Source organism: Streptomyces sp. SAI-135 (assembly GCF_029893805.1).
Classification (GTDB): domain Bacteria; phylum Actinomycetota; class Actinomycetes; order Streptomycetales; family Streptomycetaceae; genus Streptomyces.
Genome location: NZ_JARXYP010000002.1, coordinates 5,048,361 through 5,061,567, shown reverse-complemented (window position 1 = coordinate 5,061,567; position 13,207 = coordinate 5,048,361). Strand labels below are relative to the sequence as shown.

Below are 13,207 nucleotides of genomic sequence, written 5' to 3'. Positions count from 1 at the left end.
CCGTCCGGGGTGGACGGCCACCCCGGTGTGCGGGGCGGCCGTCCGGCTGTCTGCGTCAGACGTTCGACGAGCGGCGGATCTCGTCCTCCAGGGCGTTCACCGCCTGCCGCACCCGGATGTTCATCGCCGCCGTGTGCTCCCGGAACGCCGCCTCCGACTCGGCACGGTGGCGGCGGACCTCCTGTTCGATGGCGTCCTGGGCGATCTCCAGGTTGGCCGCGGCCCGGCGCTCGGAGAGCCGGATCTCCTCGCTGTGGAGCTTGACCGCGCTGTTGCTCTCGCCGGTGAGCATCCGGTCGTACGCGGTCTCGCCGCTCAGGTACTTCACCAGGACGGGAAGCACGTCGAGGAAGACGAACAGCATGCGGACCAGCCAGATGCCCACGAACAACACCGGGTTCCCGCCGGCGAGTTCGTCAAGCGCCCGGATCCGTTCCAGGACACCGATCTCCTTCTGCTTGGCGCGTTCCTCCTCCAGCCGCCGCTCTATGCCCTCGGCCCGGGTCCGCAGGAAGGCACCGCGTGACGAGGTCAGGGCGGCCTCGATCGCCGAGATGCGGCTGTTCATGCCGGCGAGTCGCTTCTCGTTCTCACTGGTGCGGTGCGTGGTGCGGTAGTCGTGCGCCTTCTCGCGCAGGCGCAGGCATTCGGACGTCCGCTGGTACAGGCCGGTGGCGGCCATGCGGACCAGCCGGCGGCACTCGTCCCGTACTTCGGAGTCGATGCCCTCCAGCCTGGCGGTGTCCTGGTCCACCCGCTTCTGCAGGGTGGTGGCGTCCGAGCGCAGGGCGGCCAGTTCCTCGGCCCGTTCGCCGGGGGTCGCGCCGAAGGAGAGGACGTACGTCCTGTCGCAGCCCTGCGGGGAGGCCGTCCGCGTCGTGGAAGGTACGGGGTTGCAGCGGACCAGATTCGTCCGCAGCCGGTCGACGGCATCCGTGCGTTCGTCCGCGACATGTTCCTCGATGGCCGTCTGGAAGATGCGCAGCACCAGCGGCTCGGCGATCACCGCGCCGAGCATCAGGGCGATCACCAGACGGGTGAGGAGGGGCCCGACCCGGCGCCGGGCGTTCGGCTGCGGAGTGACCAGCCAGCGGTCCAGGTTGAGCACGAACAGCATCCAGATGACCGTCGGGAGCAGCGCCACGAGCGACACCCTGCCGAGTGCCTCGGTCGCGAAGTTCCACATGGAGAACGCCGCGATCACGGACGTGCCGAGCACCACGCCGCCGAGCGCCGTGTACTTGCTCCGCTCGTACCGGACCCTGGCCAGGAGCTCCTCGTCGACTCCGGTCAGGGTGCGCAGCCGGCGCCCGGCGTCGAGGTCGAAGGGCAGGCCGGGGAGTCGGGCGGGGGCCTCATCGCGTCCGCGCGGGCCGTTCGCCGGGTCCGTTGCCGGCGTCCGGTTCGTCGGGGAGTCAGTCAACGAGATCGTCCTCGTCCTTGACGTAACCGCCCTGCGGGTCGCCGGATCCGTCCCGGCCCGCCATCGTGCGGCCCGGGCGGTCCTGTCCCGACTCGACCATGCGGGGCGTCTCGGCGGCGGGGCCCACGCCGGGCGCGGCCTGCCCGCCCGTCTCCCGCAGGACCTGTTCCAGGACCTGGTGGTAGTCGACGTACTCGCTGCCGCTCATCTGCCGCAGCAGCGTCAGCAGCATGTCGCGGCGGATCTGCGCCTCAGCCGTCTCCCGTGTCTGCGCGTGCGCCCGCTCCGCGGTCTCGGCCGTGCGGCGGTGGGCCGTTTCCTCGGCGGTGATCCGGTGGATGCGGGCCGCCGCCTCGGTGAGGTCGATCTCCTTGCGGGCGATGCCGAAGGCGTCCACGTGGTCGGATCCCTGGGAGAGCAGTTCCGCGATCCGCAGCGCGTCCTGGGTCTCGAAGTCCTGCTGCCCGCGCTGGAGTTCCCAGGCGCGCCGCTCGTCCCGCAGTTTCTGCTCCCAGTTGCGCAGATCGTCCGAGGCGTGCACCTCGGCGCTGACGAACTCGACGGTCATGCCCGCGACGCGCGGCGGCACGATCGCGCTGTAGGCGGTCATCCGGTGGCCGACCTCGGTGCGCACCGCGTTGATCTCCTCCACGCGGTGCCCGGCGCTCACCCTCGGCAGGTCGCTGTCGCCCATCAGGTAGGCGCGCAGGGGGACGGTGACGTCGATGACGCCCTGCCGTGCGACGACGACCGGGTCGGTCACCTGGCAGGTGAAGGACGCCCGCAGCGTGAAGTTGTCCGCCTCGCTCAGCGAGGGCAGCGGACGGTCCACGTCGACCAGGCGCGCCCGGGTGTCCACCAGGCTGACCGACGAGGCGTCGAGCACGTCGGGGTGGGCCGGGTCGAAGACCATGCCCTCGGGGAACGTGCGGTAGTTCCCGCCGACCCGGAAGACGTGGACCGCGCCCGGGGGCAGCGGCGGCACGTCCTCGCGGCGGCGGCGCCGAGCCCACCAGGTGCCCTGGACCGTGGCCAGGATGTGCTCGGCTATGACCGGGTAGTTCACTTGCTTCGGCCTCCTCGGGCGGAAGGGAAGGGCGGGGTGGAGATGAAGGACGCCAGGGAGCGCCGGGACGCTGCCGGCACCCGGCCGCGCAGTGATCCGACGAGCACCTGCGCCAGCTGGTGGGTGCCGGGGACCGCGTAGTCGGGGTGGTTCAGGGCGATGGACAGGTGGCGGCACAACGCCGCCCACTGCTGCGCGGTCATGGCGTCGCGCATGGCTTCGCCGAGTTCGCGTACGGCGCCGGTCACGGACGGGTCGTCCCGCAGCTGCACCAGCGTCCGGCACAGCGCGCCGACCGCCCGGCTCCGATTGCTGCTGTGCAGGACGTCGGCCCACAGGGCGCCGAGATGACGGGCGCTGTGCGGGACGGTGCGCAGCAGGGCCGCGGTGACGGGTTCGCAGGCTTCGAGCCGGGCGGCTTCCAGCAGTTGGACGGCGGTCCGCAGCGCGATCGACCGCTCCCGGGTGCCCGGTGCCGTCCCGGCGATCACGGTCCGTACGAACCGGAGGGTGAACAGGACGCGTTCGGGGTCGTGTTCGGCGGTCTGGAGCAGCAGGACCAGGGAGCGCCGCGCCGAGAACGCGACGCGCTCACCGCGGTGGGTGAGGAACCACAGCCAGTTGAGTGTCTGGAGGCGGTAGAGCGAGCCCAGGCGGCCGGTCAGCGCCATGGCCGCCGTCACGGCCCGCCCGGGGCCGCTGTTGTCCAGCCAGCTCTGGACGATGTTCAGGGCCTGCGGGGCGAGGTGCTCGACGTCGCACATGAACCCGAGGGTCAGGGCGGCGGTCACCCGCTGACTGGTGATGCCCTCGGACCAGACCTTCAGCAGGTTCTCGTCGACCTCGACCAGCGCGTACCGGGCCAGGAGCGCGACACCCCGGGCCACCTCGGTGCGGGTCTCCAGGTCGCCCAGCAGGGCCAGTTCGCCCAGCCACCGGCGCAGCGGATACCAGAGTTCGTAGCCGTACAGGTCGTGCAGCTCCGCGATGACGAGTTCGCGGACGCGGGGCGAGGTGAAGACCAGGCGCCGCTCGCTGCGGCCGGCGTCCCGGCTCGGCGCGGGCCGGTGCTCGGTGGTCACGAGCCCCACCGCCCGGGCCCTCCACCGGGCTCGGGACTGGCCCGCCACCGCCGCGGTGAGCGGCGCCCCGGCCGAGCCGTCGGGTTCCGCGACCGGGGTCTCGCCGCTGCGCTCCCAGTCGCGCACGTGGGCGACGAGAGCGGCGCACTCCTTCTCGAACGTCCGCTCGGGGATGCCCTCCAGGAAGGCCAGGGCCGCGAGGGCGAGCAGGTCGTCCGCGGGCGGCCGCTCGGCGAACCACTGCCGGACCAGCTCGCGGTGCCGGTCCCGCAGGGTGTCCAGTGCCGTCGTCGGACCCTCCTCGGACAGGGCGAGGGCCGCGGCGACGACGTCCGCGGGCCGCCGCTGTTCGCCGACCCGCTCCAGCAGTTCCCTCTCGGTGTCGGGATCGAGGCGGACGTCGGGGAGCTTCCCCCGGCAGTGGTCGAACAGCTCGACGGGGTCCGGGGCCTGCCACGCCACGCAGTGGTCCCGCAGGGCCAGCCGGCGGCGGGCCGTGTCGCCCGCCGTGATCACCAGGTACGACCCCTTGCGGCGCAGTTCCTCGCTCAGCCGCCCGATCTCGTACGCCTGCACGGACTCGGGGTGCAGCTCGCCGACGTAGTCGAGGATGACGTAGCCCTGTCCCGGCTTGAGGTCCTGTGAAGCGGCCAGCTCGGCCAGGGCGTTGGCCGGTGACAGGCTGCGCGGCTTGGCGGCTTCGCCCCAGGACCTGCCTGAGCAGCGCGAGGGAGCCGGCGCCCCGGCCGCAGTTGTCCGGGCCGGTCAGCACCACGAGGGCGGCCTCGTTCAGGTGGCCGAGGGCCTCGTCGAAGCAGGGGCGCGGGGGGACGTAGAACCGCAGGGCGCGGTCCCTCTCCTCGGGCTCGATGGTGCCGGGCGCGAGGCCGGGGGACGACAGGGTGCCGAAGCCGAACGCAGCTCCGGAGGCGTCGACGACTCCGTAGAAGTTGTTGTTGACGAGCTGGTGGACGCGGCGCAGGTCGTCGTAGCCCCGGTCGTCCTCCGCCCGTTCCTCCTGCTCCTTGCGGCGTTCGGAAGCCGGGTCGGTTCCGAGGTCCGGAGCGGGGGCGTCCTGCTCGGCATCCGGTGGGCCGGCGGCCTCGCTGTCGTCCGGCGCGGGCGGTGCGACCTCCTCGTCCGGGGCGGGGACGGGTGGTACGGCCGGGCGGTCGGCCGGATCCGCGGTGTCAGCCACCGACGCTCCCGAAGCCGAACACGGCGCCCCGGGCATCCACGGCACCGGCGACGTTGGTGACGTTGATGCGGTCGCCGCGGTACGTGTTGCTGATCGCCGCCGCGCTGTCGGCCCCGCCCGCGGCGGCCGGTTCGCTCCGGTCCGCCGCGGGCTCCCCCGACGCCGGGGCCGCGGGCTTCCCCGTCTCCGCGGCCCCGGGCTCGTGCGAGGCGGTGGCCGGTGCGCCCCGCTCGGGCACCCGCAACCAGGCCGTGGCCTCGTACTCCTTCACCTGGACGGCGACGCGGGTGAAGTCCGCGGCGGTCAGGGTGGTGTGACCGCCCGCCACCGCGGACCGGAACACGTCGTCGGACAGCAGCAGCGCGAGGCCGGCGTCCGGGTGTGCGGCCAGGGCGTCGTAGAGCGCCCGTGCGTTGAGCAGACGTGCCGTGGCCACCACGGCCGTCCCCGCGAAGCCGTTGTCCGCCAGCTCCACCAGGCCCTGGTGGATGACAACCCGCAGCCGCATCCGGGCCTCGGGGACCCGCTGGGCGTTGTGAGCGCGCAGCTCGGCGACGAGATGGCGGACGTAGTCGTCGACCAGGCGCGGCTCGGTCCCGTCCAGGGGACGCACCGCGAGCTGCTCGTCGCCCTTGCGCTGGATCTGCCACTGTGCGCGGTCCAGGCCGGTGCCCCTGGCGGCCCGGTCGAGGAGCCGGGGCAGGTCGTGCTGGACCTCGGACTGCCCACGGTCGTTCCTGCCGCCGTAGGCCTCGGCGTCCACGGCTATGCATATGCAGGGATGGAACCCGGACCACTCAACCACCCGATCATTCCTCTCTGGGCAGGCGATGGGCAGACAGTGCCCAAGAAGCGCATGCCCGAGAGGCTAGGAGAGGGCGCGGGAAGTGATCCCGTATCAATACGGGTTGTCGGCCACGACTTTGGCGAATTCAAGGAGTTTCGGAACGTCACAGATGGTTATGTTGCGGTAACTGCGCTCCACCAGCCCCTTGGCCGTCAGCGCGGCCAGGCTCTTTTCGGCCGTGTTGAGAGCCAGGCCGGCCAGAGACGCGAGTTCCTTCTGGGTGAGTGTCACGCCCAGGGCGCAGCGCTTTCCGTCGCCGTCCGGCACGGGCTGGGCGTAGGCCTGGCTCAACTCGGCCAGGACCCGGGCCAGTCGGGTCAGCGAGTCGTAGGCCTGGAAGTCGATCCGGCGCCGGTTGGCCCAGCGCAGCCGGGCGCACAGCATGTGGAGGATGGCCCGCATGGCGTCCGGGTGCCGGGTGAGGAAGGTCTCCAGCGTCCGCATCTGGATGATCCGGGCGGTCACGTCACTGCACGCGACCACCGTGCCGGATCTGGGGCGTTCCTCGAAGGCCGCCATCTCACCCACCAGGTCACCCGCTATGCGGACGGCGAGCAGCATGTCGTAGCCGCTCTCGGCGCTGGCGACGACCTTCACCACACCCTTGGTGATCAACAGGATGTGCCGGCTCTCGTCGCCCTGCTGGAGCAGGGCGCGATGAGCCGGGTAGGTGATCGGAGTGCCCTGTTCCAGGAGTTCTTCGCGCGTCGCGTTCCGCAACCGGCCGAGAAAGGTGGACGGCGGCCACGCGTGATTCACCAGCACCCCCGACGTTTCACTCCGCGACGCACCGCGCCGCTCGAATGCCCGACCATGCTGCCGTCGAGGCGTGCGCCTGCGCAGGAGCGGGGCGGCATACGGCCTGAATTCTCGGTTCGTAGCGGGAATTGACCGAATGTGCGTTCTTTACAAGGGCAACCGGCCCCGGTGGTCGTGCTGGTCCGGGAAGGGCCGCAGCGGGGCTCAGTCGCAGATGCTCGCCACCACGAGGCTGTCGAAGGTGAGACGGTTCGACTGCCAGGCCGTGACCCGCAGGGCGGCGTCCTCGGTGGCGTCCTGGGTGGGCAGGCGGGTCGCGGAGATGTGGCAGGGGGTGGCCAGGGCCACCGGGTGGTGGAAGGCGCTGCGCAGTTCGACGGGGAGGACGCGGTAAGGGGCGCAGGCCGCCTGGACCGCCTGGCGGGCGGCCTCCAGGAGGACCATGCCGGGGACGTCGCCGGCCGGGTGGTCGAAGAGCACCGGGTGGCCGGGGTCGATCCGCAGGTCCCAGGTCAGGCCGCGGCGGCCGGCCGCCGGGCCGGGGACGCCGAGGACCACGTCGTGTGCGTCCAGGCGGCCGACGACGGCGGGCGGGACGGGGTCCGGCAGGGGCGGGTACCCGCCTCCCTCCCCTGCGGCGGGGTCGCGACGGTCCGAGATCCGCAGGGTCAGGCGCCCGGCACCGGCGAAGTCCGTTCCGCGCAGCAGGTCGGCCTGGAGGGTGAGTGCGGTCAGGGTGCCGCCGCTGCGCCGTACGTCCGTGGCCGTGAACTCCAGGCGCATCTCGGCGGGGCGGGCGCCGAGGAGCAGGGCGCCGGGCACCACCTCGAACTCCAGTTCGGCGATGGTGAAGTGGTGATCGGCCGGAACCCCGTAGTACGTCTGTCCGACCAGGACGGACGCCTGGCGCAGCGACTCCGCGGCGAGCAGGGGGTCGTACCAGGTGCCGGCCACGGGTGCGTAGAAGTGGTGGGCGCGTGGCCACTGCGCGCCCAGCCGGAACGTGTCGGGGCCCAGTCGCCGCCAGTCCGTGATCAGCACCTCGGCCACCGCGCTGCGGGCCACGAGGTGGCGCGGTGCGGTCCGGACGAAGTCCAGGTCCAGGTCGAGGTCGGCCGTTGTGCCGGGGTCCGGTGGCAGGGGAAGGGTGGGTGTGGGGTCGGTGGGCGACACGCGGGTTGCCTTTCTCATGGGCGTCGACGCGAGGGCACGGCGTACCGGTGCGGGGGCCGGGACCGGGCCGGACGAGACCGGGCGGGTCCTGCCGGACCGTGGGCGGCGGTGACCACGGTCCGGTGGCGCCGGGCGGCTACGAGCAGCGACGGGCGGTGTGAGGTGCGGCGGGCCGGCCGGATGCGGCGGGCCGGGTGGCGGGCCTGGCCCGGCCTGACCGGGGCGGGGTGGGTCGGGTGGGCCGAAGTGGGGGGATGCAGGGCCCGGTGGGACACAGGGCCTCGTGGGATACGGGCCGGTCGTGCGGCCCGACCCGCCCCGCCCCCGGTGAGCACTCCTCAGGCCGCCGCCAGCGCCGTGAAGCGGCCCGCGTGGAAGACCAGCGGTCCCGCCTGGTCCGTCAGGGCGCCCTCCAGGGCCTCGGCGATGACCAGTTCGTGGTCGCCCGCCCTGTGGAGCGTGCTGATACGGCAGTCCAGCCAGCCCAGTCCGTCGGCGGGGATGGGGTGCCCGGCCCGGGTCGTCGACCAACCGTCTCCGGCGAACCGGTCGGCGCCCTTGGTGCTGAACAGCTTGCACAGCTCCGCGTGCCCGTCGCCGAGGATCGTCACGGCGAAGTGTCCGGCCTCGCGGATGGCCGGCCAGGTGGAGGAGGTGTCCGCGGCGCACAGGGCGACCAGCGGCGGGGTCAGGGAGACGGAGGTGAAGGAGTTGACCGCCATGCCCTTGGGGCCGTCGGCGGTGTCGGCGGTCACCAACACCACTCCCGTGGTGAACCGGCCGAGTATGTCGCGGAACGAGCGTTGCTCCAGCATGAGTTCTTTCCGTTCGGACTGGACGCCCGACCGGGCCGGCGGACCGACCGGGCGTGGCGTGGCGTGGCCTGGCATGGGGGGCGGGGCGAGGTGGGGCGGGTGGGATGACTCGCGGGGTGTCGGGGGGTGGGTTCCGGGCGGGGTGGGTGCGTCGAGGCTCCCGGCGCGTCGCGTGTGCGGACGGGCAGGCGGGGCCAAGACGTGGGCGACGGGATCGCCAGGTCCACGGCCCCCTCCGGCCAGGGCTCCGAGCTCCGAGCTCCGAGGAACCTCACCGTGGACGGTCGGGTGGCGGCGGTGACCGGCGGGCTTCTGTCCGCAGCCGAGGCCTGCCGTGGGCGGCGGATCGCCAGGTCCACGGCCCCCTCGGCCTGCTTCCGGCCAGGGGCTCCGGGCCCGGCGGGGAGCCCATCCGTGGGCGGTCGACGATCGCAAGGTCCACCGCGTCCACCGCGTCCAGCGACCCGCACGGCCCCGCTCCGGGCCCGGGCCCGGACTCCCCCGGAACCCCGGGCCACCGGGCCCCAGGGCACCGGCCCGCGAGGTCCACAAGGCCCACGAGGTCCACGAGGCCCGCCGACCCACGTCCCGCATCCCCCGGCCCCCGACGCCCCCGTCCGCCCCCTCAACCCCCCAATCGCACCTACCCCTTGCGGCTGGCGATCGCGAAGTCGACCGCCTCCTGGGGCCGGGCGGCGGAGCCGGTGAGGCGCGGGGCGACGTAGCGGGCCAGCAGTTCCATGCTGCGGTTGGTCTTCTCCCACGAGGTCCAGTCGGCGACGTAGACGAGCAGCGTGCCGAAGCCGCCGGTGATCTCGTGCAGCCGCTCGATGCCGGCGACCACGTCGTCCACGGAGCCGACGAGCGCTCCCCCGGCCTCGACCCGGGCCTCCAGCGCCCGCTCCCGCGGCACGTCCGGGCTGAGCACCTCGCGTCCCGCCGCCTTGCCGAAGTACTCGAACAGCCAGCGGTCGTAGCCCTCGCGGACGTCCGCGTAGGCCTCCTCGCGGGTCTCGGCCACATGCACCGGCAGCGCGATGCGCCACTTGTCGCGGTCCAGGGTCTGCCCGTGCTCGGCGGCGGCCTCCTCCGCGTACTTCCACTGGTGCGCGAGGTTGATGTGCGCCGGCGCGCCCGGGGTCAGCAGGGCGAACGGCAGGGCGAAGGACGTCATGCTCAGCCCGTACTGGCCGATCAGGCGCGGGCTCGACTGCGAGGTGCCGGAGGTCGCCACGGCCACCTCGATGCCCTGCGGGGAGAACCGCGGGAGCTGGAGCTTGGCCTCGCGCAGGTCGAACCAGTCGGTCTGCTGGGTGATCCGCTCGTCGCCGTTGACGAGTTCCAGGACCGTCGGCAGCGCCTCCTCCAGACGGCGGCGCTGCACCGGCTGCTCCAGGCCGAACATCTTCGCGTCGAAGGGCACGCCGGGGCCGACGCCCAGGATGTACCGGCCGCGGGTCAGGTGGTCCAGGTGCACGGCCCGGCTGGCGACGTGGAAGGGGTGGTGCCCTGACAGGGGTACGACGCCGTGGGCCAGCTTGATCTGGCGGGTGCGCTGCGAGGCGGCGGCGATCAGGGTCTCGGGCGCCCCGACCAGGCCCCAGCCCAGCGTGTGGTGCTCACCGAACCACGCCTCGTCGAAGTTGAGGTCGTCGACGTACTCGACGAGGTCCAGGTTCCGGCGTATCGCCAGGTTCGGGTCCTGACCGGTCTCGTGGACGGGGGACAGGAACAGACCGATACGGCTGTGCACGATGAGCCTCCTGAGAGCGAGGAAAGAAAAGAGAGAGGGAGAGGGGGAAGCAGGGGCGGGGCGTCACGCGACGCGGTACACCGCGTCCTTCAGGGCGCGGACCTTCTCGTAGCCGGCCGTGAGGGTCGTCTCGTCCGGTGCCGTGAGGTAGACCCGCAGCGGAGTGGTCAGCAGGTCGACGGTGGGGCTGATCCGGGAGCCGGGCGCGAGTTTGACCGTCGCGGAGAAGACGCTCTCCAGGGCGCGGATCTCCGCCACCGCCGTCTCGTCGACGGACTCCACGATCCCGTCGAGCTCGGTCGGGGTGTTGTAGACGACGGCCGGCTGAAGCCTGGTGTACGTCCGGCCGCCGTAGCGGGCGCGGAACTCTTCGGGGCGGGTGTACGCCTGTGCGGTGAGCGCCGCCTGGTTGTGGCCCAGGCACACGTCGTGGAAGGGGGCGCTGATGTTGCCGTTGAGGCGGGTGCCGATCTCGACCAGGACGGGGCCCTCGTCGGTGACGATGACCTCGGCGTGGGCCGGTCCCCAGGCGACGTTGAGCGCGGCGAGGACCTCGTCGACGTAGGCGGTGAGCGCGGCGACGACCGGGTTGCCGTCCGGGTCGGCGAGCAGGTCGCGGTTGTAGATGTTCTTGCCGGACGGCAGCAGCGTCTTCTCGTACTCCCAGACCCCGCACACATAGCGCTCGCCGCCGCTGCTGACGGTGTCGACGATGTACTCGGTGCCCTTGAGGTAGGACTGCACGAGGATCTCGGTGTTGGCGACGCCGAACATGTTGGGGGCGTCGAGGACGTTGCGGGCGGCGGCGCGGACCTCGTCGGGGCCGGCGCAGACGACGACGCCGTCGGAGGCGGCCGAGCTGAGCGGCTTGACGACCACCGGGTAACTGCCGTGCTGCTGGGCCCAGTCGACGGCGGCCTGCGGGTCGTCGGTCTTGAACTGCCGTGCGCAGCGCACCCCGGCCCGCCGCAGGGTCTCGGTCATCTCGTACTTGTCCCGGCGGGCCGGGGACAGCGCCGAGCCGTTGGACGGGACGCCGACGGCCTCGCTCAGCCGGTCGGCGAGCGGCACGGACGACTCCTGGCCGGCGATCACGCACACCGGGTCGAGAGCGCGCAGGACGTCGACGAGTGCGGCCTCGTCGGTGGCGACGAGGGTGTCGTCGTACGCGGTGAGGTCCGGCGGGGCCATCGCCGGGATCAGCTCCGGGGTGCTCTGGACGTGGACGACGGCCGTGTCGTACGCGGCGAAGGCGGCCGGGTAGAAGTTGCCGGCGGAGTAGCCGTCGACGACGACGGCGACGCGGCGCGGGCCGCCCGTGGGGGACGCGGTGCTCATACGTGGACCTCCGATGCGGACACGAACTCGGACAGGGACGCGGGCTCCGCCGCCGGCACCGGCCCGGCCGCCGACTCCGCCCCGATGAACCCCGCCAGGCGGGCGATGCCCTCGCGGATCGCGGCCGGGGTGAGGTTGCTGAAGCCGAGGCGCAGGGCGCGTTCGCCGCCGCCCTCCAGGTGGAACATGCTCATCGGCGCCCAGCTGACCGCGTGGTCGCGCGCCGAGCGTTCCATGGCGGCCAGGTCGGCCTCGAAGGGCACCTCGACGACCAGGAAGAAGCCCCCGCGCGGGCGGTTCCAGCGCACCTGGTGCTCGGCGTACCGCTCGGGCGGGAAGTGCTCGGCGAGGGCGTCGAGGGTGGCGGTGAGCCGTTCCTGGTAGACGGCGGCGAGATCGCGGGTGGCGGAGCGCAGGTCGTGGTCGGCGTCGACGAGGATGCCGCCGATCGCCGCCTGGGACAGCGAGGACGAGCCGACCGTGAACATCGCCTTGGCCTTGGAGAGTTCCTGGGCGAGGGTGCGGCGCACGCCGTCCTCACCGACCACCTCGCGGTCGCCGACCAGATAGCCGAGGCGGGCGCCGGGGAACGCGGACTTGGCGAAGGAGCCCAGGTAGACGACGTCACCGCGGGTGTCCAGCGACTTCAGGGTCGGCAGCCGCTCCTCGTCGCTCGCGAACAACCCGTACGGGTTGTCCTCCAGGATGGTGAAGCCCTCCTCGGCGGCCAGCGCGAGCAGTCGCCTGCGCGCCTCCAGCGGAACGACCGTGCCCGAGGGGTTGGAGAAGTCGGGGACCAGGTAGAGCGCGGCGGGGCGCTTGCCCTCGGCCCGTACGGCCCGTACGGCGGCGGCCACGGCCTCGGGCTCCAGGCCGTCGGGGCCCTCGGTGATGCCCTTGACCGGGATGTCGAGCATGCGGGCGGCGCCCCGGATGCCGACGTACGCCGGGGACACGGACAGCAGCACGTCGTCGGGCGAGCGGAACAGCCCGCGCAGCGCGACGAGCGCGGCCTCCTGGAAGCCGTGCGTGATCATGATCGCCTCGGGCGCGACATCGATGTCCTCGTCCCGCGCGAGCATGCGGGCGACCTCTTCCTGGATGAACCCGTTGACGGGTCCGTACTGGAAGTGCAGCCGGGTGATGCGCTGTTCGGGCACGCCCCGCATGCGCAGGTGCCTGATGTACCGGTCGACGTAGTAGGAGAGCTTGGCGAGGTCGTGGGTGCCGTCGTGCGGTGCACCCGAGGAGAACGACAGGGCCTCGGGGAACCTCATCGCCGTCTCGCTGAGCAGGCGCATGGAGTCCATGTCCGGATCGACGATGCCGGCGTGCAGTTCTTCGCGGCGCAGGGCGGGGGCTTGCCGGACTGGCGTAGTGGACACGTCAGTTGGATCCTTCCGGGTTCACAGGCGGGGAGGAGGGGCGCGGATGCGGGGGTCAGGCCGCCGACGGCGCGGGCGCGGTGAGCCAGGTGCCCTTGCCGGGGGCCCACTGGCGGACGCGGACGTGGCAGACGATGCCGCCCTGGACGTAGGGCTCCGCGGCGAGGATCTCCTGGAGGCGCTCGCGGTCCTCGGCCTCGTAGACCAGCAGGCCGCCGTTGGTGTCCTGGAGCGGGCCGGCGAGCAGGAGTACGCCGTTGTCGGTGAGGGTGCGCAGGTAGTCGGTGTGGGCGCGGTGCAGGGGCTCCCGGCCCGCGCGGTCGACGTTGTACTCGAATTCGACGACGAACGTCGCCATGGGGGCCTCC

At 72.6% G+C, this 13,207-nt stretch carries 11 protein-coding genes; all 11 read right to left on the bottom strand.

Going from position 1 to position 13,207, the window contains the following annotated elements; translation table 11 throughout:
• Positions 1–55: 55 nt before the first annotated feature.
• Positions 56–1,423, bottom strand: coding sequence for a DUF4407 domain-containing protein (locus M2163_RS27455; RefSeq protein WP_280895302.1), 1,368 nt, complete (start codon positions 1,421–1,423; stop codon positions 56–58).
• Positions 1,416–2,489, bottom strand: a complete 1,074-nt coding sequence (locus M2163_RS27450) for a hypothetical protein (RefSeq protein WP_280895301.1) — start codon at positions 2,487–2,489, stop codon at positions 1,416–1,418. Before M2163_RS27450 ends, M2163_RS27455 begins: the two co-directional genes overlap by 8 nt.
• Positions 2,486–4,147: a hypothetical protein gene (locus tag M2163_RS27445; protein WP_280895300.1), complete on the bottom strand. Its 1,662-nt coding sequence runs from the start codon at positions 4,145–4,147 to the stop codon at positions 2,486–2,488. The genes M2163_RS27450 and M2163_RS27445 overlap by 4 nt, the downstream gene beginning before the upstream one ends.
• Positions 4,148–4,761: 614 nt before the next feature.
• Positions 4,762–5,532 (bottom strand): hypothetical protein, encoded by a 771-nt coding sequence (locus tag M2163_RS27440; protein WP_280895299.1) that lies wholly within the window; start codon positions 5,530–5,532, stop codon positions 4,762–4,764.
• Between the two features lie 135 nt (positions 5,533–5,667).
• A complete protein-coding gene (locus tag M2163_RS27435) occupies positions 5,668–6,375 on the bottom strand; it encodes a Crp/Fnr family transcriptional regulator (RefSeq protein WP_280850187.1) in 708 nt (235 codons plus the stop codon).
• A 204-nt stretch (positions 6,376–6,579) separates the two neighbouring features.
• Positions 6,580–7,566: a ScbA/BarX family gamma-butyrolactone biosynthesis protein gene (locus M2163_RS27430; RefSeq protein ID WP_280895298.1), complete on the bottom strand. Its 987-nt coding sequence runs from the start codon at positions 7,564–7,566 to the stop codon at positions 6,580–6,582.
• 320 nt (positions 7,567–7,886) lie between these two features.
• Positions 7,887–8,363 (bottom strand): flavin reductase family protein, encoded by a 477-nt coding sequence (locus M2163_RS27425; protein WP_280850189.1) that lies wholly within the window; start codon positions 8,361–8,363, stop codon positions 7,887–7,889.
• 643 nt (positions 8,364–9,006) lie between these two features.
• Positions 9,007–10,116, bottom strand: coding sequence for an LLM class flavin-dependent oxidoreductase (locus M2163_RS27420; protein ID WP_280895297.1), 1,110 nt, complete (start codon positions 10,114–10,116; stop codon positions 9,007–9,009).
• A gap of 63 nt (positions 10,117–10,179) precedes the next feature.
• A complete protein-coding gene (locus M2163_RS27415) occupies positions 10,180–11,454 on the bottom strand; it encodes an ATP-grasp domain-containing protein (RefSeq protein WP_280850191.1) in 1,275 nt (424 codons plus the stop codon).
• Positions 11,451–12,839, bottom strand: coding sequence for a PLP-dependent aminotransferase family protein (locus M2163_RS27410; protein WP_280850192.1), 1,389 nt, complete (start codon positions 12,837–12,839; stop codon positions 11,451–11,453). Before M2163_RS27410 ends, M2163_RS27415 begins: the two co-directional genes overlap by 4 nt.
• 55 nt (positions 12,840–12,894) lie before the next feature.
• Positions 12,895–13,197 (bottom strand): YciI family protein, encoded by a 303-nt coding sequence (locus M2163_RS27405; RefSeq protein ID WP_280895296.1) that lies wholly within the window; start codon positions 13,195–13,197, stop codon positions 12,895–12,897.
• Positions 13,198–13,207: the final 10 nt, after the last annotated feature.

Coding starts and splice junctions, on each gene's coding strand:
- M2163_RS27430 (WP_280895298.1), bottom strand. CDS start 7,566: ATGAGAAAGGCAACCCGCGTGTCGCCCACCGACCCCACACCCACCCTT.
- M2163_RS27425 (WP_280850189.1), bottom strand. CDS start 8,363: ATGCTGGAGCAACGCTCGTTCCGCGACATACTCGGCCGGTTCACCACG.
- M2163_RS27415 (WP_280850191.1), bottom strand. CDS start 11,454: ATGAGCACCGCGTCCCCCACGGGCGGCCCGCGCCGCGTCGCCGTCGTC.
- M2163_RS27405 (WP_280895296.1), bottom strand. CDS start 13,197: ATGGCGACGTTCGTCGTCGAATTCGAGTACAACGTCGACCGCGCGGGC.